This is a genomic window from Thalassomonas sp. M1454 (assembly GCF_007097525.1).
GTDB lineage: Bacteria > Pseudomonadota > Gammaproteobacteria > Enterobacterales > Alteromonadaceae > Thalassotalea_A.
This window is the reverse complement of the sequence record NZ_VKDD01000004.1, coordinates 225,576-248,530: the sequence shown is the minus strand read 5'-3', so window position 1 is coordinate 248,530 and position 22,955 is coordinate 225,576. Positions and strand designations below refer to the sequence as shown.

At 37.8% G+C, this 22,955-nt stretch carries 25 protein-coding genes; 20 read left to right on the top strand and 5 right to left on the bottom strand.

Going from position 1 to position 22,955, the window contains the following annotated elements:
• Positions 1-921, top strand: a complete 921-nt coding sequence (locus FNN08_RS11020) for a DM13 domain-containing protein (protein ID WP_185962636.1) — start codon at positions 1-3, stop codon at positions 919-921.
• A 51-nt stretch (positions 922-972) separates the two neighbouring features.
• On the opposite strand, the gene FNN08_RS11015 is transcribed toward FNN08_RS11020, so the two are convergent.
• The gene (locus FNN08_RS11015) at positions 973-1,704 is read right to left on the bottom strand and encodes an LrgB family protein (RefSeq protein WP_143585713.1); all 732 of its coding nucleotides are present in this window, start codon (positions 1,702-1,704) and stop codon (positions 973-975) included.
• Positions 1,705-1,706: 2 nt separating this feature from the next.
• Positions 1,707-2,063: a CidA/LrgA family protein gene (locus FNN08_RS11010; RefSeq protein ID WP_143585711.1), complete on the bottom strand. Its 357-nt coding sequence runs from the start codon at positions 2,061-2,063 to the stop codon at positions 1,707-1,709.
• Between the two features lie 236 nt (positions 2,064-2,299).
• Between FNN08_RS11010 and FNN08_RS11005 the strand changes: the two genes are divergently transcribed.
• From FNN08_RS11005 to FNN08_RS10995, 3 genes are all read left to right on the top strand, one after another.
• Positions 2,300-3,199: a mechanosensitive ion channel family protein gene (locus FNN08_RS11005; protein WP_260679326.1), complete on the top strand. Its 900-nt coding sequence runs from the start codon at positions 2,300-2,302 to the stop codon at positions 3,197-3,199.
• Positions 3,200-3,322: 123 nt separating this feature from the next.
• The gene (locus tag FNN08_RS11000) at positions 3,323-3,940 is read left to right on the top strand and encodes a DUF938 domain-containing protein (protein ID WP_221931788.1); all 618 of its coding nucleotides are present in this window, start codon (positions 3,323-3,325) and stop codon (positions 3,938-3,940) included.
• Between the two features lie 5 nt (positions 3,941-3,945).
• Positions 3,946-4,260: an antibiotic biosynthesis monooxygenase family protein gene (locus FNN08_RS10995; RefSeq protein ID WP_143585709.1), complete on the top strand. Its 315-nt coding sequence runs from the start codon at positions 3,946-3,948 to the stop codon at positions 4,258-4,260.
• 9 nt (positions 4,261-4,269) lie between these two features.
• Here FNN08_RS10995 and FNN08_RS10990 read toward each other — a convergent pair whose 3' ends face one another.
• On the bottom strand, positions 4,270-5,628 hold the full coding sequence (locus tag FNN08_RS10990) for an APC family permease (RefSeq protein ID WP_143585707.1): 1,359 nt from the start codon (positions 5,626-5,628) through the stop codon (positions 4,270-4,272).
• Positions 5,629-5,979: 351 nt separating this feature from the next.
• Between FNN08_RS10990 and FNN08_RS10985 the strand changes: the two genes are divergently transcribed.
• The 3 genes from FNN08_RS10985 to bfr (FNN08_RS10975) all read left to right on the top strand — a co-directional run bounded on the left by FNN08_RS10985 (position 5,980) and on the right by bfr (FNN08_RS10975) (position 7,472).
• Positions 5,980-6,447 carry a hypothetical protein gene (locus FNN08_RS10985; protein ID WP_143585705.1) on the top strand — a complete coding sequence of 156 codons (468 nt, stop codon included), beginning with the start codon at positions 5,980-5,982 and terminating at the stop codon, positions 6,445-6,447.
• A 63-nt stretch (positions 6,448-6,510) separates the two neighbouring features.
• Positions 6,511-6,996 carry a bacterioferritin gene (gene bfr / locus FNN08_RS10980; protein ID WP_143585703.1) on the top strand — a complete coding sequence of 162 codons (486 nt, stop codon included), beginning with the start codon at positions 6,511-6,513 and terminating at the stop codon, positions 6,994-6,996.
• Between the two features lie 11 nt (positions 6,997-7,007).
• Entirely contained in the window at positions 7,008-7,472 is a 465-nt protein-coding gene (bfr, locus tag FNN08_RS10975; RefSeq protein ID WP_143585701.1) for a bacterioferritin, read from the top strand.
• A 14-nt stretch (positions 7,473-7,486) separates the two neighbouring features.
• On the opposite strand, the gene FNN08_RS10970 is transcribed toward bfr (FNN08_RS10975), so the two are convergent.
• Both FNN08_RS10970 and FNN08_RS10965 read right to left on the bottom strand, forming a co-directional pair.
• Positions 7,487-7,687, bottom strand: coding sequence for a bacterioferritin-associated ferredoxin (locus FNN08_RS10970; protein ID WP_143585699.1), 201 nt, complete (start codon positions 7,685-7,687; stop codon positions 7,487-7,489).
• A gap of 80 nt (positions 7,688-7,767) precedes the next feature.
• Complete coding sequence (locus FNN08_RS10965; RefSeq protein WP_143585697.1) at positions 7,768-8,622, bottom strand: peptidylprolyl isomerase; 855 nt, start codon at positions 8,620-8,622, stop codon at positions 7,768-7,770.
• 154 nt (positions 8,623-8,776) lie between these two features.
• Here FNN08_RS10965 and FNN08_RS10960 point away from each other — a divergent pair, with 154 nt between their 5' ends.
• From FNN08_RS10960 to ubiB, 13 genes are all read left to right on the top strand, one after another.
• Entirely contained in the window at positions 8,777-9,484 is a 708-nt protein-coding gene (locus FNN08_RS10960; protein WP_143585695.1) for a DUF445 domain-containing protein, read from the top strand.
• Between the two features lie 204 nt (positions 9,485-9,688).
• On the top strand, positions 9,689-10,876 hold the full coding sequence (locus FNN08_RS10955) for an amino acid aminotransferase (protein WP_143585693.1): 1,188 nt from the start codon (positions 9,689-9,691) through the stop codon (positions 10,874-10,876).
• 440 nt (positions 10,877-11,316) lie between these two features.
• Entirely contained in the window at positions 11,317-12,231 is a 915-nt protein-coding gene (locus FNN08_RS10950; protein WP_143585691.1) for an aminotransferase class IV, read from the top strand.
• 11 nt (positions 12,232-12,242) lie between these two features.
• Positions 12,243-12,968 (top strand): HAD family hydrolase, encoded by a 726-nt coding sequence (locus FNN08_RS10945; RefSeq protein ID WP_221931787.1) that lies wholly within the window; start codon positions 12,243-12,245, stop codon positions 12,966-12,968.
• Positions 12,969-13,120: 152 nt separating this feature from the next.
• Positions 13,121-13,747, top strand: coding sequence for a guanylate kinase (gene gmk, locus FNN08_RS10940; protein ID WP_143585689.1), 627 nt, complete (start codon positions 13,121-13,123; stop codon positions 13,745-13,747).
• A gap of 126 nt (positions 13,748-13,873) precedes the next feature.
• A complete protein-coding gene (gene rpoZ / locus FNN08_RS10935; protein WP_143585687.1) occupies positions 13,874-14,149 on the top strand; it encodes a DNA-directed RNA polymerase subunit omega in 276 nt (91 codons plus the stop codon).
• A gap of 208 nt (positions 14,150-14,357) precedes the next feature.
• On the top strand, positions 14,358-16,475 hold the full coding sequence (gene spoT, locus FNN08_RS10930) for a bifunctional GTP diphosphokinase/guanosine-3',5'-bis pyrophosphate 3'-pyrophosphohydrolase (RefSeq protein WP_143585685.1): 2,118 nt from the start codon (positions 14,358-14,360) through the stop codon (positions 16,473-16,475).
• A 20-nt stretch (positions 16,476-16,495) separates the two neighbouring features.
• Positions 16,496-16,885, top strand: a complete 390-nt coding sequence (locus FNN08_RS10925) for a RidA family protein (protein WP_143585683.1) — start codon at positions 16,496-16,498, stop codon at positions 16,883-16,885.
• Positions 16,885-17,595: a tRNA (guanosine(18)-2'-O)-methyltransferase TrmH gene (gene trmH, locus FNN08_RS10920; RefSeq protein ID WP_143585681.1), complete on the top strand. Its 711-nt coding sequence runs from the start codon at positions 16,885-16,887 to the stop codon at positions 17,593-17,595. The genes FNN08_RS10925 and trmH overlap by 1 nt, the downstream gene beginning before the upstream one ends.
• Positions 17,596-17,633: 38 nt before the next feature.
• Positions 17,634-19,736: an ATP-dependent DNA helicase RecG gene (recG, locus tag FNN08_RS10915; protein WP_143585680.1), complete on the top strand. Its 2,103-nt coding sequence runs from the start codon at positions 17,634-17,636 to the stop codon at positions 19,734-19,736.
• Positions 19,737-19,903: 167 nt separating this feature from the next.
• Complete coding sequence (gene ubiE / locus FNN08_RS10910) at positions 19,904-20,659, top strand: bifunctional demethylmenaquinone methyltransferase/2-methoxy-6-polyprenyl-1,4-benzoquinol methylase UbiE (protein ID WP_143585678.1); 756 nt, start codon at positions 19,904-19,906, stop codon at positions 20,657-20,659.
• Between the two features lie 3 nt (positions 20,660-20,662).
• Entirely contained in the window at positions 20,663-21,286 is a 624-nt protein-coding gene (locus FNN08_RS10905) for an SCP2 domain-containing protein (protein WP_143585676.1), read from the top strand.
• 33 nt (positions 21,287-21,319) lie between these two features.
• Positions 21,320-22,945: a ubiquinone biosynthesis regulatory protein kinase UbiB gene (gene ubiB, locus FNN08_RS10900; RefSeq protein WP_143585674.1), complete on the top strand. Its 1,626-nt coding sequence runs from the start codon at positions 21,320-21,322 to the stop codon at positions 22,943-22,945.
• The last annotated feature ends 10 nt before the right edge of the window (positions 22,946-22,955 follow it).

Genomic DNA, 22,955 nt, shown 5'->3' with positions numbered 1-22,955 from the left:
ATGAACATAAAACCTATCTTAGTTTTTTTCTTAGTTTCAATTATTTCAGCTTGTGGCGGCGGTAGTGGTTCAAGCAATGCCGAGCCAACTAGTCAAACACCAACCCCTGAGCAAGTATTTACCGGGAGGTTTGTTGACTCAGTTGTTCAGGGTTTAACTTATCAAACACCTACTCAGACCGGTGTAACTAATAGCGATGGCGAATTTAAATATCAATCTGGTGAAATGGTTACTTTCTCTATTGGAGGTATCGTGCTGCCTGAAACTGCAAGCGCTGCGTTAATTTCGCCTCTCGATGTTTTTGCTACTGAAAATATCGATGATATTAGAGTGAGCAATTTAGCTCGTTTATTACAATCATTAGATGTTGATGGTGTAGCTGAAAACGGCTTAGAAATATCAGCTAAATCAACTGAGTTAGCTGCTAACATGGAAATAGATTTTTCAAGTACTGCTTTCGATATGAGTGTTGAAAGCCTCCTTATTGAAAGTGCAGGTGTATATCAATCATTAATATCAGCCGAGCAAGCAAAGTATCACCTACAAATGACGTTAGGTCTTATGGCTGAAGAAATGCCAAGTGAATGTACATCAGTAAATTCAAAAGTTGGCTATAGCGGCAGTTTCCAAACCTTAGCCCATAATGTTGCTGGTGATGCTGTAATTAATGATGATTGTACTATTACCATAAGCAATTTTTATTATGATGGCGGTGGCCCTGATGTGTTTGTTTATACTGGGGTAAATGGTGACTTTGCTAATGGCTATAAAATTAGTGAGCAATTAAATGGTAGAGAATATAACGGTGAAACATTAACACTCAAATTACCTGAGGGGTTAAGTTTGGATGATTTTACCGGTTTAAGTATTTGGTGTGTGGATTTTAATGCTGACTTTGGCAATTTGGAATTTACACCATAATTCTTAGATAAACGATAAGCGATGCACAGCGTTAAGTGCATCGCCTATCAGCTAAATCATGCCGATAAATTGCAGTAAATAAGGCAATAAAAATGCCGTGGTGAACGCGGTTAACGCCATAGCTAATCCAGAGAAAGCCCCCATTTCATTACTTACTTGAAACGCTCTTGCGGTGCCAATGCCATGTGAAGTTAGCCCCATAGCGACACCTTTTATCGCATCATCTTCGACCTTCATTAAAGAGAATATTTTTGTCCCTAAAATAGCACCAATAATGCCAGTTGTTACTGCCAGACCCGCGGTTAAAGAAACAATGCCACCAATATTTTCTGAAATCCCCATAGCAACTGGCGTAGTAACCGATTTAGGAGCAATTGATAATAATGTTGACGCGCTAGCACCTAACAGGTCAGCAATGTAAATGGCACTAAAAGCACCGATCACAACAGAGCTAAATAAGGTGATAGTAATTGGCAAAAGCATTTTTTTTATGCGATGAAGCTGCGTATAAAGAGGGATCGCCAGTGCTACCGTTGCAGGGCCAAGCAGGTAATGAATAAATTGTCCGCCATTAAAGTATTGCTCATAGTTTACCCCTAAGACTAGCAATGTACTTATGATAATGATGATCGAAATAATCACAGGATTAACAATAGGATTAAAGTTTGAAGACTTATACAGTTTCATAGCTAACGCGTAAGCAAATAGAGTCAACATTAACCAAGGGATAGAAGATGATTGCGCAAGCTGCCAGATAGCCGAAATCTTTTCATCTAAAGTCATTATCAATCTCCTTTAGTGAATAATTTATTAGTAAGTGACATACACAAGGCGGTACAAACTAACATAATAACGGTACCAATAATTAATGCTAAAGAAATAGCAAACCATTCCTTTACCAATAACTCATAATGCAACATTAAACCTACGCCGGCAGGTACAAATAGCAAGGATAAATGTCCTAATAAAGTCGATGACACTTGCTGTAATGGCTGCCCGACTCTACCGCGCACGATTAATGTTAGTAATAGCAAGACTAAACCAACCACAGGGCCAGAAACAGGAAGCTCTAAAAGTATAACTACTACTTCTCCAAGAAATTGGAATAATATAAGCAAGGCGAAGCCTAAAATGAACGGCATGAAAATCTCACTGCAAATTAAATACGCTCTCAATTAGCTGATAATATCAGAAAGTAACGCGGATAGTGATAGAGCCGACAAATAGTAAGCTAAAACCTATAAAGTATTCTTTACGAACCAGGATTAATTACAAAAAACTACAAACAATTTCACATCTTTGCATCATTATTTTTATAAAACATACTAATATTAATCTTTAATAATTTAACTTAATTTAATAAGAAAAAGGCAAGATTATGGATGCTATTGAATCCTCAGAAGTTTTACAAAGTATAGACATGGAAGATGTAGAGCAACATCTTAATACCTTTATCGATATTGTTATTCAGTTCGGTACAAAATTCGTTGTCGCTTTAATTACTCTTTTCATTTTAATGTGGATTGTAAAACGAATTGTAAAATTCGTAGATATGGCGATGACTGCTCGTAAAGTTGAATTAACTCTACACAAATTCTTAGTCAGTATTATAGGCGTAGTATTAAAAACCATAGTAGTGGTTATATTTGCCTCAATGATTGGTGTCGAAACCGCATCATTAATTGCTTTATTAGGTGCTGCAGGTTTAGCCGTTGGTTTAGCTCTGCAAGGCAGTCTGTCAAACTTTGCCGGTGGTATTATCATCCTATTCTTTAGACCATTTAAAGCTGGTGATGTTATTGAAGCGCAAGGTTTTGTTGGTAAGATTGAAGAAATTCAAATATTTAATACCATCATGGTAACTTTTGATAACCGTAAAATCTTTATCCCTAATGGCTTATTATCTAATGGCTGTCTAGTGAATGACTTTACTCAAAAAACTCGTCGCGTAGATATGATTTTTGGCGTGAGTTACAGTGATAGTATCCCTAAAGTAAGGGAAGTAATTAAGTCAGTATTAGAAGCAGATGAGCGTACCTTAGAATTCCCAAGATCTGATATATGGGTTGGTGGACACGGCGCTAGCTCTGTAGACTTTTTTGTAAGACCTTGGGTTAAAAGTGATGATTACTGGCCGTACTATTTTGATATGCATGAGAAAATTAAAATGGCCTTTGACGATGCTGGAATTAGTATTCCATTCCCGCAAAGAGATGTGCATATGATCCCTCAGCCCTCTTCTGCATCATCTTCTAATTCAACTTACGAATCAGAGTAATAGCAAAACTATTTATCTAATTAGCCACTCAATTGAGTGGCTTTTTTATGTCAATTTTTCAAGACCTATTAGTTATACAATGTTATATTCAACTGTAAAGTTAAAGAGTGATTAAGGTTAAGTTTGAACTTAGACAAAGATAATATTATAAATTATTCACCTTCGTGTGAACGTAATCAGCAAGTCATTTTAGAGCATTTACAACCTTATATTCCCAGCTCTGCCAAGATACTTGAAATAGGCAGTTACTCAGGACAACATGCGATTCACTTTTGTCATAACCAACCAGATTTAACCTGGCAAGCAAGTGATCAATTTCAATATATTCAGGGCTTAGAGCAGAACTTTCGCCTAGCAAATCTTGCCAACCTTTTAGACCCTATCGAGATTAATGTCGCTGTAGCAGAGCACTGGCCTAAAACAGTATTTGATGTAATTTATAGTGCCAATACATTGCATATTATGTCTTGGCAGCATGTTGAGAAAATGTTTGAAAATATTAGTGCCTGCATTAAAGCAAACACTTTAGTTTGTATCTATGGGCCATTTAAATACAATGCACAATACACCAGCTCAAGTAACGAACAATTTCAGCAATGGCTATTAGCGCGTGACCCGTTAAGTGGTATTCGAGATTTTGAAGCAGTGCAACTATTAGCCGAAAAAGCAGGATTAACATTACTTAAAGACATAAACATGCCGGCAAATAACCAATTACTGATATGGCAATATAAAGGATAATCATTATGTTTGCTAATACACCTAAACCACCGTATTACGCGGTAATTTTTACCTCGATAATGAATGAAAGTTCACCATCCTATGCAAGTGTCGCCGAGCGTATGGTTAACTTAGCAAAACTTGAGCCTGGATTTTTAGGTATTGAGTCAGCAAGAAATGAAGTAGGGATCACCGTGTCTTACTGGCGAGATCTTGCCTCTATCAAGCGATGGAAAGAAAATGCAGAGCATAAAATCGCTCAACAAAAAGGCAAAGACAACTGGTACAAAAGCTATAAAACCCGCATTTGCTTAGTCGAGCGCGATTATCAAAAGATTTAACTATGCGGCTTAATCAGTCTTTGATTTTTTAGTTATCAGGTAAAAAATTAAGCCTAAGCCTGCCCATCCAATAACCATAGCCCATTCATAAGGCCACAATAAAGCACTTGGCCCCCAAGGCAAATAAATCCAAAATAAACAGATACTAATGATTAATGCTGACCAACCGACAATTTTACCATGTTTTACTCTAAACGGTCTTGCCATATCCGGTTCATTTTGACGAAGTTTCAAAAACGCATAAGCCACCATGCCATAGCCTAAGACAACGGCAAAACTACCAGCATTAATTAGCCAAACCAATATAGTTCGACCGAAGAAAGGGGAAACGCAGCACAGTACACCAATTAGAATTATTGCTGCATATGGCGTTTTATATTTTGGATGTAACTTAGCAAATATTGGCGGCAGAAGATTTGATTTTGCTAGTGCGTATATCGCTCGACTACCACCTAGAATAAATGCATTCCAGCTAGTAATAATTCCTGCGATACCGCCAATAACAGTCAAATTACCAGCCCATTGACCATGCCATACATTTGCATGCGCGTCCGCTGTAGCCATAGTGCTGGTAGCTAATTCTGCAGATGTCATCGACAGAGAAACACCTAAACTAATTAAACAATACCAAAGAATAGATATAGCAACAGAAAACACTAATATCTTACCAATCATTTGTGGTTTTAAATTAATTTCTTCTGCAGATTGAGGGATAACATCAAACCCGATCATTAAAGCTGGGATCATTGCTAACACAGCAAAAAAGCCACTATATTCATCAACAAATAACGGGGTTAAATAAGTTAGATTAAACTCACTTGCTACCCCCATTAAAAACATCCAACCAATAATTAAAAATGCGGCGGTAATAGTGGTTTGGATAACAGCCATAAACCGAATACCAACAAAATTAGTTACGGTCATAAGAATAGAGGCTACAACACCAATTAATGCCGAGCTCAAATAAATATCAGCATCAAAAACAGACCAAAGAAAGCCTACTTTTATTTCTGGAAATATATACTCAAGAGCAACCGGCAGTGCCGCAGATTCGAACGTTGGGACAGTAATGTAGGCCATGATAATGGCCCAGGTACAAACAAACGAGCCGAGTTTACCAAATGCTCGCTCGGTATAAACATGTTCACCACCAGCTTTGGGCATAGCAGAAACTAACTCAGCATAGGTTAAGCTAATAAGCAAAATAGCAATTCCGCCAACCAAAAAAGCAAGTAGTGTTCCTAATGTGCCCGCAGAATTTAGCCAGATACCGGTCATAATAACCCAGCTCCAACCTATCATAGCGCCTACGGCTAATACCAAGACTTCCCTTTTTGATAATGCGCGAATTAAACTATCGCCCGACATGTTTACCCTTGTGTTTGTTTTTATTGATTAATTATTAGTTCTGATCAAGAAAAATACCAGTATTGAATCATATTTTTAGCCATTTACTACAAACTTGCACTAACGATTACACCTTGGTAACAGCTTTTGTTTTTAAGATCTCTATAATGACAATCATTAAATGAGTTAATCATTTATTTTCTCTCCCTGAGATATCCCTTTATAACACCTGACCTTTCAGGTGTTTTTTTTTGCTTAAAATTTAATGATGATGAACTTAATATCGAGTTATTAAATGCAGATTAATGAAAATACCTTAATTAGTAGACTGAATTAAGCTACTATAATTTTTTATCTAAATTAAACTTATTTATGCGCGCACTTATTTTATTTTTTAGCCTTATTAGTTGTTCAAACCTTTTTGCTCAAACTACAACAGCTCCTGTTAATACTAAAAGCCCAGATATAATGGTTGAAGAGTTTTCCCTATTACATCAACAACTGATGCCAAAAGTTGCTGTCGCTGATATTTACTATGGCTGCCATTTATCCGAAGAAACGCAATATACTATTGAGTACTTAATTACTGAGATGGATAAAGACGTACTCGCCAATAAACTGATGGCTTGTTTAGGTGATGATAATATTGCCTCAGACAAAGCATTAAATTTTGGTATTAAAGGCTGTTTTATCGATCAATTAAGTGCATTGCCTGAAACTGAGCAACAGGCTAGTCTAAATAAAGTGGAGCAAGCGACAGCTTCGTTACCACGCAGTGAACGCCAAAAAAGTTTTACCCAATGCGTTAACAACCAAACCTTAAAATACCTCAGTAATTAACCTTTCAAAAATCATATTAGCTTCTAAACTATTAATTAGGTATTTAATTACTTAGGAGCTTTTATGAAAGGTAGTCAAAAAGTAATCGACAGTTTCAATCGTTTACTCGCCAACGAACTCGCTGCAATCGATCAATATTTTATCCATTCTCGTATGTATGAAGATTGGGGCTTAAATAAGCTCTACGATCGTCTTGAACACGAACGCGAAGAAGAAACTCAACATGCTGATTGGTTAATAAAGCGCATGCTGTTTTTAGAAGGCAAACCAAATCTAGTTAAACGCCGTGATTTAATCATAGGTAGTGATGTCAAAGAAATGATGGCCAATGATTTAACTTTAGAGTTAGAAGTGGTTGCATGTGTTCGTGAAGTCATCGCTATTTGTGAACAAGAGCAAGATTACCAAAGTCGTGAGATTTTAGAAAAACTGCTTTATGACACCGAAGAAGATCATGTTTACTGGCTAGAACAACAACTTGGTCTTATCGATAAGATTGGCATTGAAAATTATATTCAATCACAAATGGGCGACAGCCCAGTAACTTAAGGACGAATATAATGAAAACCAGTAAAGAAACTTTGCTTAATTTAAATAATGTTCTGGCCAATGAGTTAATCGCCATTAATCAATACTTTTTGCATGCCCGAATGTTTAAGAATTGGGGCTTAGAACAGCTCAACAAGGCGGATTACAAACGCTCTATTCAAGTAATGAAAAATGCCGATAAAATCATGGAAAGAGTACTTTTTTTAGAAGGGTTACCTAATGTTCAACATTTGGGTAGACTCCGTATCGGGCAGCACAGTAGTGAGATGATCCAAGCAAACTTAGACTTTGAAATGTCATCATTAGCAACCATTAAACAAGCAATTAAACATTGTGAAAATGTCAGTGACTACGTTAGTCGAGACTTATTGGAAGATATTTTAGAAGATCAAGAAGAGCAAGTTGACTGGCTTGAAGCGCAACTATATTTAATTGAAAAAACCGGAATTGAAAACTACTTACAATCTCAGATGTAAAAAAGAGATTTAATTTAAGCTACGCGTTTAACTTCTACAGCTAAATCATAGTTAAAGCTTTGTTCAGTTAAAATGCTTTTAGCAAATTGTGTGCATTTACCACATTGGCTAGCAACATCAAGTTGCTCGCGTAATGCTTTCATCGTGCCAGCACCTTGCGCTACCGCTTGCTCAATATCTTTTTCGGTTATGGCATGGCAAATACAAACAAACATTTTTTCATCTCTTTAACTTCAATTGCACGCATACTAATCTAAATGATAACGATTATCAATAAGATTTACGTAACTAGATGTTAACTCTTTGTTATCACTTGCCTAGAGCTTACAGGAACCTGACAGACATCAAGTACTTGCGGTGGTTTTTTATAAAAAAATGGATGTTGCCTTAACTTCCTATCAGTTAATTTTTTTTCAAATTGTGCTGTATCTGTACGCTCAACTTCAATAATTATCCTGTCACTTACAGGTATATCTTTCATCATCCGCATTTTAATAATTTTACTATGCTTGCTACGATCAGTAAGCTCCCCTTCTATACCTTCGGTTCTATTGAGCTTTTGTACATGTTCCATACCAAAGACTACTCGGCCAAAAATAGTCATAATTCGATCTAAATATCTTGGTGCTTGGCCTATCGTGATATAAAAATCACTCGAACCAGTATCAGGTTCATTCTGCCTAGACAAACCAACAATGCCTGGGCAATGTAATAGCCAACTGACTTTACTTTTAGTTTCAAAGCCAATAGCAAAGCCATTGAGAAATGCAGTATTTTCAACAAACATATCTTTATTTGACACCGCAGTGTAATGATCTTTCATTGAAAGCTGATAATCAGACTCTAATTTAAGTAAAGGTAGCTTTGTCGTTGTTTCAACATTCATTCCACCTTGCGCCACAAAGTTATCAATTACCCGATAAAAACTTTGTCCGTCGTATTCATTCGATCGAACTAAATTAGAGATTTGCGCAACATGCTTTGGAGCAAATTTAGGGTTAAGCTCTATCACGACCGAACCCGTGGCTAATTCAAGTAATACCGTATTGTTTAGATCGAGACTGCGCCACTTATTTTCACTCTCTTGTGCAGAAGCTGAAGGTATAAAACTCAAGCTGAATGCCACAGCTAAAATAAATAGGAATTTCATCAATATTACTCACTTATAAGGATTTATTTAGTTATAACACAGTCACTAGCAATGAAAAATATACTCATAAGCCGATGCCTTAACTAAATGTTGCACATTAAAACACTAGATTGGTAACATATGCTTTTATCATTATTAGATACAGGCGTATTCAGTGAACAAAAGTTATATTACTAATGCTATAGCTTTAATTACCGCAGTTGGCGGTTATTTTTTAGAAAATGAAATAATTTTTTCAATTGGCTTATTTGCCGTATCAGGTGCTATTACTAACTCGATTGCCATTCACATGCTATTTGAAAAAGTTCCAGGCTTATATGGTTCTGGGGTAATACCTGCTCGATTTGAAGAATTCAAACTTGGCATCAGAGACTTAATGATGACCCAGTTTTTTACCGATGAAAATATCGATAAATTTTTATCAGACAGCTCTGGCGCTGCGAGCCACTTAAATTTAGTACCTATTATTGAAAAAATAGATTTAGAGCCGGCCTTCAATTCTTTAGTGAACACCATAGAAGAGTCTTCGTTTGGCAGTATGCTAGCCATGTTTGGTGGCTCAGAAGCTTTGATCCCTCTTAAAGAGCCTTTCATTATTAAAATGAAAACCTCATTTGTAGAAATTACCCAAAGTGATAATTTTAATGAATTAGTTAAAGCTGAATTAGAGCAACCTGACGTATTAGGTAGTGTTAAAGAAAAAGTAGAAAGTATTATCACTAAACGCCTTGACGAATTAACACCACAACTTGTTAAACAAATCATTCAAGATATGATCCGTAAACACCTTGGTTGGCTCGTTGTTTGGGGTGGTGTTTTTGGTGGCTTGATCGGTTTAATCTCAGCCTTATTACAACTATAAACCTTATCTTCCTAGGCCAGACAAACCTTGTTCTGGTCTAGTTAATAATGCTTTCTATCGTTTAAGAATAAAAACTTCTAAGAAAATTCTTTTTTTCGTTAAAAGAGGGTTAATTTTCATCGCTAACTAATATATTCTTGGTCTTTAGTAGTCTGCATTCTAAAAATGGTTTTAAGAATGCCCCATAGAAAGGTAAAAGGTATCATGTTCGGTAATTTATCAGCTCTTCCAGCCGATCCTATTTTAGGTTTATTAGCAAAATATAGAGTAGATCAAAACCCTAATAAAATTGATTTAGGCGTTGGCGTTTACAAAAATGAAGCAGGCCACACTGCAATTTTAGATTGTGTTAAGACCGCTGAGAAATTTCGTTTAGAAACCGAAGATACCAAAGTTTATATTGGGCCAGCCGGTTCAGCTAGTTACAACGACGAAATGGGCAAGCTAGTTTTTGGCGAGCATGAAATATTGTCACAAAACCGAGTTCGCACCGTATCAACACCTGGTGGAACAGGCGCATTGCGTGTTGCTGCTGAATTTTTACGCTCTTGTAAGCCCGGCGCAACCATCTGGGTAAGTGACCCAACATGGGCAAACCATACTGGTTTATTTAAAGCCGCTGGTTTAACCGTTAAAACCTACCCATATTATGATTACGAAAATAAATCATTAAAGTTTGATGAAATGCTAGCAACACTTAGCAATGTTGGTAAAGACGACGTAGTGCTATTCCACGCATGTTGTCATAACCCAAGTGGTATGGATTTAAATCAGGTTCAATGGCAAAAAATCGTAGCTCTTGCCGTTGAAAATGGCTTTACGCCTTTAATCGATATGGCTTATCAAGGTTTTGGTGATGGCTTAGACGAAGATGCTTATGGCGTACGTTTAATGGCAGCTAACGTTGATGAGATGGTATTGTGTACTTCATGTTCAAAGAACTTTGGTTTATACCGTGAACGTATCGGCGCTACAACTATTATTGGCAAAGACGTTGCAACTACCGACATCGCTTATTCAGTATTATTAAGTGTAGTACGTTGTATTTACTCTATGCCGCCAGCACATGGTGCGGCAATTGTTGAAACAATTTTGTCATCAGACGAATTACGCCAGCAATGGCATGAAGAATTAGCACAAATGCGTAACCGCATTAATGGTAATCGTCAGTTATTAGTAGACAACCTAAAAGCACAAGGCGTTGAACGTGATTTTAACTTTATTACTTCGCAAAAAGGTATGTTTTCATTCTTAGGCATTACCCCTGAGCAAGTGCAACAATTACAAGATGAATATAGCATTTATATGGTTGGTTCAAGTCGTATGAGTATTGCAGGTATTGCTAACAGTAACGTCGAGTATCTTGCTCAATCAATTTCGAAAGTACTTTAATTTTATTTAAAAATTAAATAAATAACATAAAGTAAACACTAAAAAGCTTCATTTTGAAGCTTTTTTTATGCCTATATCAAGCACAGAAAAAACAGCATAACCCATTGTTAAATAACAAATTAAATAAATATTCAATGATTTTGTGAACATTTTTTAATTGCTGTTTTATTGCCTAGTGATTTTTATTTCGATAACTTCTTTATCGGGCGTAGAAATACACTTAATAATAATAATTAAAATAAAAAGCTAATTACTAGCCAAATGTTGCAAGTGACCCAAAGAAGTCATACCCAACGGATCTGTCACCGCCACTCAAATTTTTTGAGTGGCTTTTTTCTTTCTGTCATATTGAATTTTCTTGCGCGCAATTTTATAGATTGGCATTGTTCAAAAATCACGCTAAGTTAATAAATCTAATATTTATAAATTTAAGGTGATAAATGAGCAAAGGCAGCCATCATACTAATTCAGATCCTCGTAATGCCGATATAAAAATAAATATTAATGGCGAATTATTCCACCGCGATGAAGCAAAAGTATCCGTTTTCGATTCTGGCTTTATTCTTGGTGATGGTGTTTGGGAGGGATTAAGATTACACCATGGAAAACTGACCTTTATAGACCAGCATATGAAACGTTTATATGAAGGAGCAAAAGCTCTTGATATGGATATAGGTATTAGTAAGGATGATTTAATCGAAAGAATTTTAGACACCTGCAGTGCCAATGAAATGTTTGATCATGTGCATATTCGGTTAATGGTTACTCGGGGGATAAAAGCAACACCTTATCAAGACCCGCGAGTAACAATATCTAGCGCGACCATAGTCATCATACCTGAATACAAAGTGCCATCTGAAAATACCATGCACCATGGCCTTAATCTTTATACCGTTTACGTGCGCCGAGGCTACCCTGATGTACAAGATCAAAAACTTAATACTCACTCAAAACTCAATTGTATCTTTGGCTGTATTCAAGCAACCAAAGCAGGTGCTGACGAAGCATTAATGTTAGATCCGCATGGCTTTGTGGCCACCTGTAATTCAACTCATTTCTTTATTGTCCGCGATGGCGAGGTTTGGACCTCTACAGGTGACTATTGTTTAGCAGGTATTACCCGAGCCAATGTGATTAAGCTTTGCCAAGATGCGGGCATTACTGTTCGTGAGAAAAACTTTACCCTCGCACAAGTATATGGCGCCGATGAGTGCTTCGTTACCGGTACATTCGCTGGAGTATCTCCGGTAAAAAATGTAGACGGGCGAGATATTGGCGAGTTTGCCACACAAGGTAAAGGACCTATGGTTTCACGTCTGCAAACTCTCTATCTAGATATGATAGCTAAGCAATAGTGAGAAATGTAATGAAGAAAACTATAGCAATGTGGTCTGGTCCGCGCAATATATCAACAGCAATGATGCGTTCATGGGAAAACAGATCAGATACCCAAGTTATTGATGAGCCCTTTTATGCCTATTATTTGGCTAACACTACTGTTCCACACCCTATGCAAGAAAGTATTTTATTGAGCCAACCAATAAAGTGGCCTAGTGTTGTTGAACAACTAACTGAAACCCCACCAACAGAAATTTTTTATCAAAAGCATATGACTCACCATATGCTTGATGATATTGATTTAACTTGGACCAAAGATCTAAGTCACTGCTTTTTAATTCGAGATCCCTTGCATGTCGTTAACTCTTACGTAAAAAAAATGCCTACCGTGTGCTCTGCTGATATTGGCATTGCTAGGCAGTACCAACTTTATCAACAATTATGTGAGATTAGCGGACAACAAATTCCTATTATCGATGGCAAAGATGTACTGTTAAATCCACGGGGCATTCTCAGCAAACTTTGCGCTGAGCTTGGCATTGAATTTAGCGAGCGTATGTTAAGTTGGCCGAAAGGCGCAAGGGAAAGTGATGGTGTATGGGCTGAGCATTGGTATGAAAACGTTGAAAACTCCACTTGTTTTGCTGAATTTGTCGAACCTAAAATAAACCTTACAGAGGAGCAAAAAGCCGTGGCTGATGCAAATAGAGACTATTATTTGGAGTTATTTAATCAGCGTATTAAGCTAGATTAGGACTGTTCACTGTAGTTACTAAGTAAACATTTCATTAAAATTTGTTAAATATTAAATTATATTTAGAGTATAAAACAATTTTAAGTTAGAATGGCTCGCTTGAACATTTCCTATTAAACATATCCGATAATTCGGTAAACACAGAGGTTGTTGTGACGGTACCAGGCAATTTATTTATTCTTTCAGCTCCAAGTGGCGCCGGTAAATCAAGCTTAATTAGCGCTTATTTACAACAGGACTCATCTCGCCCAATTCAAGTTTCTGTATCACATACAACGCGTCAACCTCGCCCAGGTGAAGAAGACGGTCGTCATTATCATTTTGTATCGGTTGAAAAATTTCAGCAATCGGTAAAAGCTAACGACTTTTATGAATGGGCAGAAGTATTTGGCAATTACTACGGTACTTCCGAATCAGCAATTGATGAGCAACTAGCTAAAGGTGTAGATGTTTTCTTAGACATTGACTGGCAAGGTGCACAGCAAGTACGTTTAAAAAAACCACAAGTTACCACTATATTTATTTGCCCGCCAAGTCGCGAAGAGTTAGAGCAACGTCTAAGAAAACGTGGGCAAGACGACGATGCAACAATTCAAGGACGTATGGATAGAGCGCAAGCTGAATGTTCACACTATCAAGAGTTTGATTATATTATTGTTAATGACGATTTTGACAACGCCTTAAAAGAGCTAACAACCATAGTCGACAATCAGCGCCTTAAACAATCACAACAGGCTATTGCCCATAAACAATTGTTCGAACAACTTTTACAAAAATAAATTTGCACAATTGAGTTAAACTTACAGTTATTTTTACGAAGTTGCTTTTTTCTACTAGCATAAAGTTTAAGCATTTAGTAAAATGACTGACTTATTTAAAAATTTTTGTTCTCTTGGAGTATATAAATGGCTCGCGTTACTGTTGAAGATGCTGTTGAAAAAGTTGGTAATCGTTTTGACTTGGTGCTAATTGCATCTCGTCGTGCTCGTCAAATTGCTACTGGTGGTAAAGAACCATTAGTGCCTTTAGAAAATGATAAGCCTACTGTTTTAGCTCTACGTGAAATAGAAGCTGACCTAATCACTACAGAAATCATGGACAATGCTGACCGTCAGCATCAAGTTCAACAAGATTCTGCAGAATTAGCTGCTGTAGCTGCAATTGTTGGTAACCAAGTTTAATAAATAATATTAAACTCGTTTAACGCAACATATAAATTTAAGCCAATGATGAAAGTCATTGGCTTTCTTTTTTATTTAATATCGCAATCTCCTGAAGTTTAACTGCAGCTAAGCCAATAAAAACTTGATGGACTTGGTATTATTTTCAACGTATTCTATATTTTATACCTCACACATATGCCATGTATTGAGAGCATAGGAGCTCTAGTTGTACCTTTTTGAACCCCTAAAAAAACAAGCTGAAACCTATTTATCAAAAGAACACATCGATCTATTGAAAAAGGCTTACGTCGTTGCTCATGATGCTCATGATGGGCAAATGCGTTCGAGTGGCGATCCCTACATAACTCATCCAGTTGCAGTTGCTCGAAACTTAGCCGATATGCACTTAGATCATGAAACTCTGATGGCTGCCCTATTACATGACGTAATTGAAGATACTGAGGTTACCCAAGATGAGCTAGCTGAGCTTTTTGGTAGTACAGTAGCTGAGTTAGTGGAAGGGGTAAGTAAGTTAGATAAACTAAGTTTTAGTAATCATCAAGAAGCCCAAGCTGAAAACTTTCGAAAAATGATCATGGCAATGGTGCAAGACATTCGCGTCATTTTAATCAAGCTTGCCGATCGCACTCATAATATGCGCACATTAGGCTCTTTACGCCCAGATAAGCGTAGAAGAATTGCTCGAGAAACCCTCGATATTTACGCTCCAATAGCTAACCGTTTAGGTATTCATGGCATCAAGAGTGAACTTGAAGTTTTAGGCTTTGAAGCCCTTTATCCTATGCGCTCAAGAGCATTGAAAGAAGCCGTTATTCAAGCTCGTGGCAACCGTAAAGAAATTATCGCCAACATCAAAGATGAGATAGAAAGTCGCTTAGCTGAATTTGGCATAGTTGCACAAGTTATTGGCCGTGAGAAACACCTCTATTCAATCTATCGCAAAATGCTTAATAAAGAATTAATGTTCAATGAAGTCATGGATATTTATGCTTTTCGTATTGTGGTTGATGAAAGTTACGATACTTGTTATCGAGCTCTTGGTGCCGTACATAATTTGTTTAAGCCAATTGAAACGCGCTTTAAAGACTACATCGCTATTCCAAAATCAAATGGTTATCAATCTTTGCATACGTCGTTAATTGGCCCTCATGGTATTCCGGTTGAGATCCAAATCCGTACACAAGACATGGATCAAATGGCAGATAAAGGTGTTGCTGCCCATTGGCTTTACAAGCAAGACAAAGATGATAGTTCAGGTACAACAGCACAAGTAAGAGCTCGTAAGTGGATGCAAAGTTTACTAGAGTTGCAACAAAGTGCTGGTAGCTCTTTTGAATTTATTGAAAACGTTAAAACCGATTTATTCCCTGAAGAGATTTACGTATTTACCCCTGATGGTAAAATCATAGAATTACCTATGGGCGCTACCGCCGTAGATTTTGCTTATGCGGTTCATACCGATGTAGGTAATAGCTGTGTTGGCGCTAAAGTTGAACGCAAACCATATCCGCTACGTAAACCGCTATTATCAGGTCAAATAATTGAAGTAATCACATCAAGTGGTGCTCGCCCTAATGCAACTTGGCTTAACTTTGTTGTTACCGCCAAAGCCAGAATGCAAATTCGCAACTATTTGCGCTCAATGGAGCAAAACGAATCGCTTAATTTAGGTCATCGTTTATTAACCCATGCGTTAGGTGCAACAAAACTAAGCGACATAGATCTGCAAACCATTAACGAAGTTGTGCAAGATACTGGTTATGACACCTTAGATGACTTAATGACCAACATTGGTCTTGGTAACGAACTAAGTATAGGTATCGCCAGACGATTAACTGGTGAGTTTACTGACGATAGCGAAGAGCCAAGCTATGGCAAAAGCAAAATGCCAATTAAAGGCTCTGAAGGTATGCTGGTTAGTTATGGTAAATGTTGTCACCCTATTCCAGGCGATGATATTGTTGCATATATCAGTTCAGGCAAAGGCTTGATGGTGCATCAAGATGGCTGTCGTAACATCAATGGCCGAGAGAAAGAGCTAGGAAAGTTCTTCCCGGTAAAATGGGATAACGACATAGATAAAGAATTTGTTGCGGCATTAAGAATAGAGATAATCAATCATCAAGGTGCATTAGCTAAGCTTACTTCGGTGATCTCACAAAGTGAATCAAACATTCGTACGTTAAACTCTGAAGAGAAAGATTCAAATATTTATTTGGTTACTATGGAAATCACTTGTCGTGACCGCGTACATATTGCCAACATCATCAGAAAAATTAAAATTATGGTCGATGTTGAACGCGTTACTCGACCGAGAAAATAACAAATATTATTGGTATTAACATGAAAACAATTATCGCAACAAACGATGCACCAAGTGCAATAGGTACATACAGTCAAGCAGTAAAAGTTGGCACCACGGTTTATTTATCAGGCCAAATTCCTCTAATACCAGAGACTATGGAAGTGGTTCAAGGTGGTTTTGCCGAGCAAACTGAGCAAGTATTCAAAAACTTAGTTGCGGTATGTGAAGCTGCAGGTGCTACCATTAATGATATGGTTAAAGTAAATATTTTTATGACCGACCTAGCAAATTTTGCCACGGTAAATGAAATTATGGGTCGCTATTTTGAACAACCTTACCCTGCCCGCGCAGCAATTGGTGTTAGACAGCTACCACGTGGCGTAGAAATTGAAATTGACGGCATATTGGAAATCCCGAGCGTAAATTAATGACTCCAGAAAGACATAAACGCATACTTGATATGCTGGCTAAGCGCCAAACCGACCTTACCGTTTGTATGGAAGGTGTACACAAACCTCACAATTTAGCCGCAGTGGTGCGAACTTGTGATGCTATAGGTATTAATGAAGTTCATGCAGTGTGGAAAAACAGTCGCATGTATATGAGTGGCAATAGTGCGGTTGGTTCACAAAACTGGGTTAATTTACATCATCATACTGAGACCAAAGATGCAATCATGCACTTGAAAGAGCAAGGCATGCAGGTATTGGTTACTAACCTTTCAGATTCAGCAGTAGATTATCGTGAAGTTGATTACACTAAACCGACAGCAATTATCTTAGGGCAAGAGAAATTTGGCGCTTCTGATGAAGCTTTAGCCTTAGCTGATCAAGATATTATCATTCCTATGGTAGGCATGGTGCAATCGTTAAACGTATCGGTAGCTTGTGCTGTAACCCTTTACGAAGCTCAGCGTCAGCGTCAATTAGCTGGTATGTATGATTCTCCATCTAACATCACTAAAGTTGAGCGTGACCGAGTATTATTTGAAGGTGGTCACCCAATATTTGCTAAAGCCTGTCAACGAAAAGGATTACCTTACCCTGAGATTGACGATGAAGGGCAAATTGTTGCTGATGAAGATTGGTGGAACAAGATGCAAATGAATAAAGAAGCATGGCAAGAGATAGACGAGTAACATCGTCTTAGCGCGCATCTGAATTTTAGGCCATAACTATGTCATCATTGTTACGCGAAGGATTGCACAACCTAGCGAGCACACCAGTAAGTGTGCTCAAAGGTGTTGGCCCTGGCGTTGCAAGTAAACTAGAAAAAATCGGTTTAAAAACCCTGCAAGATGTATTATTTCACCTACCTCTGCGTTACGAAGATAAAACCCGAGTTTCCAAAATTCGCGATTTAATGCCGGGCATGCATACTGGCGTTATAGGTAATGTTATCGATAGCCAAGTGTCCTTTGGTCGTCGCAAAATGCTGTTAGTCAAAATCAATGATGGTAGCGGCGAAATTACCCTGCGCTTTTTTCACTTCTCTGCAGCACAAAAAAATAATTTAAGTAATGGCACCCGTATTCGCTGTTTTGGTGAAATTCAGCGCGGTGGACGTGGCTTTGAAATTATTCATCCTGAATATAAAACCGTTACTGATGACGTTAGTGCCCCGCAAGTAGAAGAAACCTTAACTCCTATTTACCCAACTACCGATGGTTTAAGACAAATAAGTTTGCGCAATATTACCGAACAAACACTATTGCGGTTAGAGCGCGGTAACGTTGAAGAATTATTACCAAATGATTTCTTTATTGAGCCAATTTCATTAACGCAAGCATTAAAAACCTTGCACCGACCAACTCCAGATATATCAATTACCTTATTAGAAGAAGGTCGCCACCCCGCTCAGTTAAGGTTAATCAAAGAAGAATTATTGGCGCATAATTTAAGTATGCTTAAACTACGTCAATCCAGTGATAAGCATCCTGCGATTCCATTAGTAATAAATAATGAGTTAGAACAAAGGTTCTTAGGGCAGTTACCCTTTTCGCCAACCAATGCCCAACAAAGAGTTGTACAAGAATTAAGAGCTGATTTAGCTAAAGATGTGCCTATGATGCGCCTAGTACAAGGAGATGTAGGCTCAGGTAAAACCTTAGTTGCAGGTCTTGCTGCATTAACTGCTATAGGCAATGGCTACCAGGTCGCTTTAATGGCACCAACAGAAATATTAGCCGAACAACACGCAATCAATTTTGCTAATTGGTTTGCACCATTAGGAATTCAAGTTGGTTGGCTTGCCAGTAAAAGTAAAGTAAGCATTAAGCGCTTAGCTTTAGAAGCAATTAAAGATGGCAGCATGCAAATGGTGATTGGTACCCATGCGTTATTTCAAGAGCAAGTTGAATTTAACAAAATGACCTTGCTTATCATTGATGAGCAACACAAATTTGGTGTGCATCAACGTTTGTCTCTGCGTGAAAAAGGCAAAATTGGCGACTGCTACCCACATCAACTGATCATGACAGCAACCCCAATTCCAAGAACTCTTGCTATGACCGCTTATGCTGATTTAGACACTTCGGTAATAGATGAACTTCCACCTGGGCGAACACCGATAACCACAGTTGCGGTTGCAGATATTCGCCGTGATGATGTGATCGAACGCGTACGCCATAATTGTTTAAACGAAGGCAGACAAGCCTACTGGGTTTGTACCTTAATTGATGAATCAGAAGTACTCGAATGCCAAGCAGCTGAAGATACTGCAGCATATTTACAAGACACATTAAGTGAATTAAAAGTAGGCTTAGTGCATGGCCGAATGAAACCAGCTGAAAAACAAGCCATTATGGATGAATTTAAAGCTGGAAATATTCACTTATTAGTTGCTACCACAGTAATAGAGGTTGGCGTTGATGTACCCAATGCCAGCTTAATGATCATCGAAAACCCTGAGCGTTTAGGTTTAGCACAATTACATCAACTGCGCGGTCGTGTTGGCCGAGGCTCTGTCGCCTCTCATTGTGTGTTGCTGTATAAAAGTCCACTGTCAAAAACCGCAACCAAACGTTTAGGTGTATTGCGAGAATCAAATGATGGCTTTTTAATTGCCGAACGCGATTTAGAAATTCGTGGTCCTGGTGAATTACTCGGCACTAAGCAAACCGGCATAGCCGATTTAAAAATTGCCGATCTAATTAGAGACGGCGAACTTATTCCCGAGATACAGCAACAGGCTTATTTATTATGGCGACAAGCACCGCAACAAGCAGAGGCCTTAATTAAGCGCTGGCTTGCCAATAAAGAGCAATATTCAAACGCTTAATATTGAAAAATCAGCCGTTCAAGGTATTTAGTCTTGATATCAATCAAGCAAAACTACAAATAATATAAAATACCTACCAATCGGCTAGGAAATTAATTTTACTCTCGCTTACTTTGTCGTAAACTAAAGACAATTAAACTATTTTTAAAAATATTGGTACCAAATACATGACTACTGACAACAAAGATACAACCCACTTCGGCTTTAAAACAATTAAGGCGGAAGAAAAAGAAACTATGGTTGCCGGTGTTTTTCACTCAGTTGCAAAGCAATACGACATTATGAATGATGTTATGTCGTTTGGTATTCACCGCTTATGGAAACGTTTTACTATTGATGCTAGTGGCGTACGCCCAGGTAATAGTATTCTTGATTTAGCTGGTGGTACCGGTGACTTAACGGCAAAATTTTCAAAATTAACCGGGCCAACTGGTAAAGTTATTTTAGCCGACATTAATAGCTCAATGCTTAATGTTGGCCGCGATAAATTACGTGACTTAGGTGTTGTAGGCAACGTTGATTATGTACAAGCAAATGCCGAAGCCCTGCCTTTTGATGACAATAGCTTTGACATTGTAACTATTGCTTTTGGTCTACGTAATGTTACTGATAAAGACAAAGCACTACGTTCTATTTTCCGCGTATTAAAACCAGGTGGTCGTTTACTTGTTTTAGAATTTTCAAAACCTGAGCACGACCTGCTTAATAAAGCATACGATTTTTACTCATTTAATATTTTACCTAAAATGGGTGAACTCGTGGCTAAAGATGGCGAAAGTTACCAATATTTAGCCGAATCAATTCGTATGCACCCAGATCAAGAAACGTTAAAAACCATGATGGAAAATGCAGGTTTTGAGCAAACCACTTATCACAATTTAACCGGTGGCATAGTCGCTTTACATAAAGGTTATAAGTTCTAAATAATGAATGTTGAGCAACTTATGCCTAAGCAGATGCTAACGGCTATAATTGAAATAATCATTAACAAGGCGTTATCTTTAGATAGCAATATTACTGAGCCATTGAGTAAACTCAATGGCAAAAGCCTAACTCTGCAAATCACTGAGTTAGACTATCCAATCACCCTCAATGTTGAATTAAATACAGTATCGGTAATAGCCTCTAGCCATAGCGATGATTGTGTTATCCATAGTAACTTTGCGAGCTTAGCAAAATTAAAGCAAACCGAACTACTTACCTCATTAATACGCTCTGGCGATCTTGATATTGTTGGTGACTTAAAAATTGCGCAGCAATTTGCCGGCATAGCCGAGCAGCTTAATATTGACTGGGAAAAGCAACTTGCCGAGCGAATTGGTGATATACCGGCATATAGGCTAAATAGCTTAGGCGCTAAATTACTCGACAAGCTTAATTTTGCCAAAGCACAAATAAGCCAAGATGCTAGTGAGTACCTTTTACATGAAAAACGCTTACTGGTAACAGACTCAGAATTAAGCGCATTTAGCAGTAAAGTAAAAGCGGTTGAATTAGAGTTAAACAAGTTGCAGAGTAAACTTGATTTACTGCAAAATCGTATAAACTAACTGATTAAACAATAATTAATATTAAGGATTTTCGTGCGCAATAAACGTTTGTATAAAATCGTCAAAACATTTCTAAACTATGGTTTAGACGAGTTGTTGCCTGCGAATAAAACCCCTTTCCTCGCCAAAGTTGCCCGCCATAGTCTATTTTGGCTGCGTAATAAACATAAAGATAAGCCGGTTGAATTACGCCTGCGTTTAGCCATTGAATCACTTGGACCAATCTTTATTAAATTTGGTCAGATGCTATCCACTCGCCGTGACTTATTACCAGTGGAGCTGGCCAACGAACTTGCCTTATTACAAGATAAAGTAGGTGCATTTGATGGCGAGCAAGCAAAAGCTTTGATTGTTGCCGCTATCGGCAATGAAAAGTTTGAACAACACTTTAGTGATTTTAACGTAGAACCGTTAGCCTCAGCATCAATAGCACAAGTTCACACTGCAAATTTAATCAACGATGACATCAGCACGCCTATCGTTATAAAGGTTATTCGTCCCGACATAGAAAAAATCATCATTGCTGATTTAAAGGTGATGCATACATTTGCGCGCTTAGTAAACCGTTTTTATAGTGAGGGCAAACGTTTAAGACCAGTCGAAGTAGTCGCAGAATATCGCAAAACCATTATCGATGAGCTCGATTTATTGCGCGAAGCTGCAAACGCAATAAAACTAAAACGTAACTTTGAAAATGACCATGTATTGTATGTTCCTGAAGTTTACAGTGAATTTTGCAGTAAAAGCGTTATGGTTATGGAGCGTATCAATGGCATTGGCGTTGGTGATATCAGCGAATTAAATGCGCAAAATGTTAATATGCAATTACTCGCAGAGCGTGGGGTTGAAGTATTTTTTACGCAAGTATTTAGGGACAGTTTTTTCCACGCAGATATGCATCCAGGGAACGTATTCGTTGATACAAGCAACCCAGAAGATCCAACTTGGATAGCCATAGATTGTGGTATCGTTGGTACATTACATAAAGATGATAAACGCTACTTAGCCGAAAATTTCGTCGCCTTTTTTAACCGCGACTACCAAAAAGTAGCACAACTGCACGTTGACTCTGGCTGGGTACCAGCCCATACCAGTGTCGATGAGTTTGAAGCTGCTATTCGCACTGTATGTGAGCCTATTTTTGAAAAACCTCTGGCAGAAATATCATTTGGGCAAGTATTAGTTAATCTATTCAATACCGCTAGACGCTTTGATATGGAAGTGCAGCCGCAATTAGTTTTATTACAAAAAACATTACTCTACATTGAAGGCTTAGGCCGTCAGCTATACCCTGAATTAGACTTATGGAAAACTGCAAAACCATTTTTAGAAGATTGGGTAAAAGAGCAGATGGGTCCTAAAGCATTGTTTAATGCAGTAAGAGAAAACCTGCCATTTTGGGGTGAGAAATTACCTGAACTGCCAGATTTAGTCTATGACTACCTCAAAACAGGTAAAGAAACGGCGCAGCAACAACAAGTAACCTTGGCAAAATGGCAAGCTCAACAATTAAAACAACACCAAAGTGTTCGTTACTTAATTATTGCCGGTGCTTTAATGGTAATTGCCAGTCAGTTATATATTAATGAAGAATTAATCATAGCTTCGACTGCAGCTATCTTTGGCACTGTATTTTCTTATTTAGGATTAAAGAAATAGCCTACTAGTT

Bases quoted from the DNA above. Each gene is read 5' to 3' on its own strand.
- FNN08_RS11020 (WP_185962636.1), top strand. From the start codon at position 1: ATGAACATAAAACCTATCTTAGTTTTTTTCTTAGTTTCAATTATTTCA.
- FNN08_RS11015 (WP_143585713.1), bottom strand. From the start codon at position 1,704: ATGACTTTAGATGAAAAGATTTCGGCTATCTGGCAGCTTGCGCAATCA.
- FNN08_RS11010 (WP_143585711.1), bottom strand. From the start codon at position 2,063: ATGCCGTTCATTTTAGGCTTCGCCTTGCTTATATTATTCCAATTTCTT.
- FNN08_RS11005 (WP_260679326.1), top strand. From the start codon at position 2,300: ATGGATGCTATTGAATCCTCAGAAGTTTTACAAAGTATAGACATGGAA.
- FNN08_RS10995 (WP_143585709.1), top strand. From the start codon at position 3,946: ATGTTTGCTAATACACCTAAACCACCGTATTACGCGGTAATTTTTACC.
- FNN08_RS10990 (WP_143585707.1), bottom strand. From the start codon at position 5,628: ATGTCGGGCGATAGTTTAATTCGCGCATTATCAAAAAGGGAAGTCTTG.
- FNN08_RS10985 (WP_143585705.1), top strand. From the start codon at position 5,980: ATGCGCGCACTTATTTTATTTTTTAGCCTTATTAGTTGTTCAAACCTT.
- bfr (WP_143585703.1), top strand. From the start codon at position 6,511: ATGAAAGGTAGTCAAAAAGTAATCGACAGTTTCAATCGTTTACTCGCC.
- bfr (WP_143585701.1), top strand. From the start codon at position 7,008: ATGAAAACCAGTAAAGAAACTTTGCTTAATTTAAATAATGTTCTGGCC.
- FNN08_RS10970 (WP_143585699.1), bottom strand. From the start codon at position 7,687: ATGTTTGTTTGTATTTGCCATGCCATAACCGAAAAAGATATTGAGCAA.
- FNN08_RS10965 (WP_143585697.1), bottom strand. From the start codon at position 8,622: ATGAAATTCCTATTTATTTTAGCTGTGGCATTCAGCTTGAGTTTTATA.
- FNN08_RS10955 (WP_143585693.1), top strand. From the start codon at position 9,689: ATGTTCGGTAATTTATCAGCTCTTCCAGCCGATCCTATTTTAGGTTTA.
- FNN08_RS10950 (WP_143585691.1), top strand. From the start codon at position 11,317: ATGAGCAAAGGCAGCCATCATACTAATTCAGATCCTCGTAATGCCGAT.
- FNN08_RS10945 (WP_221931787.1), top strand. From the start codon at position 12,243: ATGAAGAAAACTATAGCAATGTGGTCTGGTCCGCGCAATATATCAACA.
- rpoZ (WP_143585687.1), top strand. From the start codon at position 13,874: ATGGCTCGCGTTACTGTTGAAGATGCTGTTGAAAAAGTTGGTAATCGT.
- FNN08_RS10925 (WP_143585683.1), top strand. From the start codon at position 16,496: ATGAAAACAATTATCGCAACAAACGATGCACCAAGTGCAATAGGTACA.
- trmH (WP_143585681.1), top strand. From the start codon at position 16,885: ATGACTCCAGAAAGACATAAACGCATACTTGATATGCTGGCTAAGCGC.
- recG (WP_143585680.1), top strand. From the start codon at position 17,634: ATGTCATCATTGTTACGCGAAGGATTGCACAACCTAGCGAGCACACCA.
- ubiE (WP_143585678.1), top strand. From the start codon at position 19,904: ATGACTACTGACAACAAAGATACAACCCACTTCGGCTTTAAAACAATT.
- FNN08_RS10905 (WP_143585676.1), top strand. From the start codon at position 20,663: ATGAATGTTGAGCAACTTATGCCTAAGCAGATGCTAACGGCTATAATT.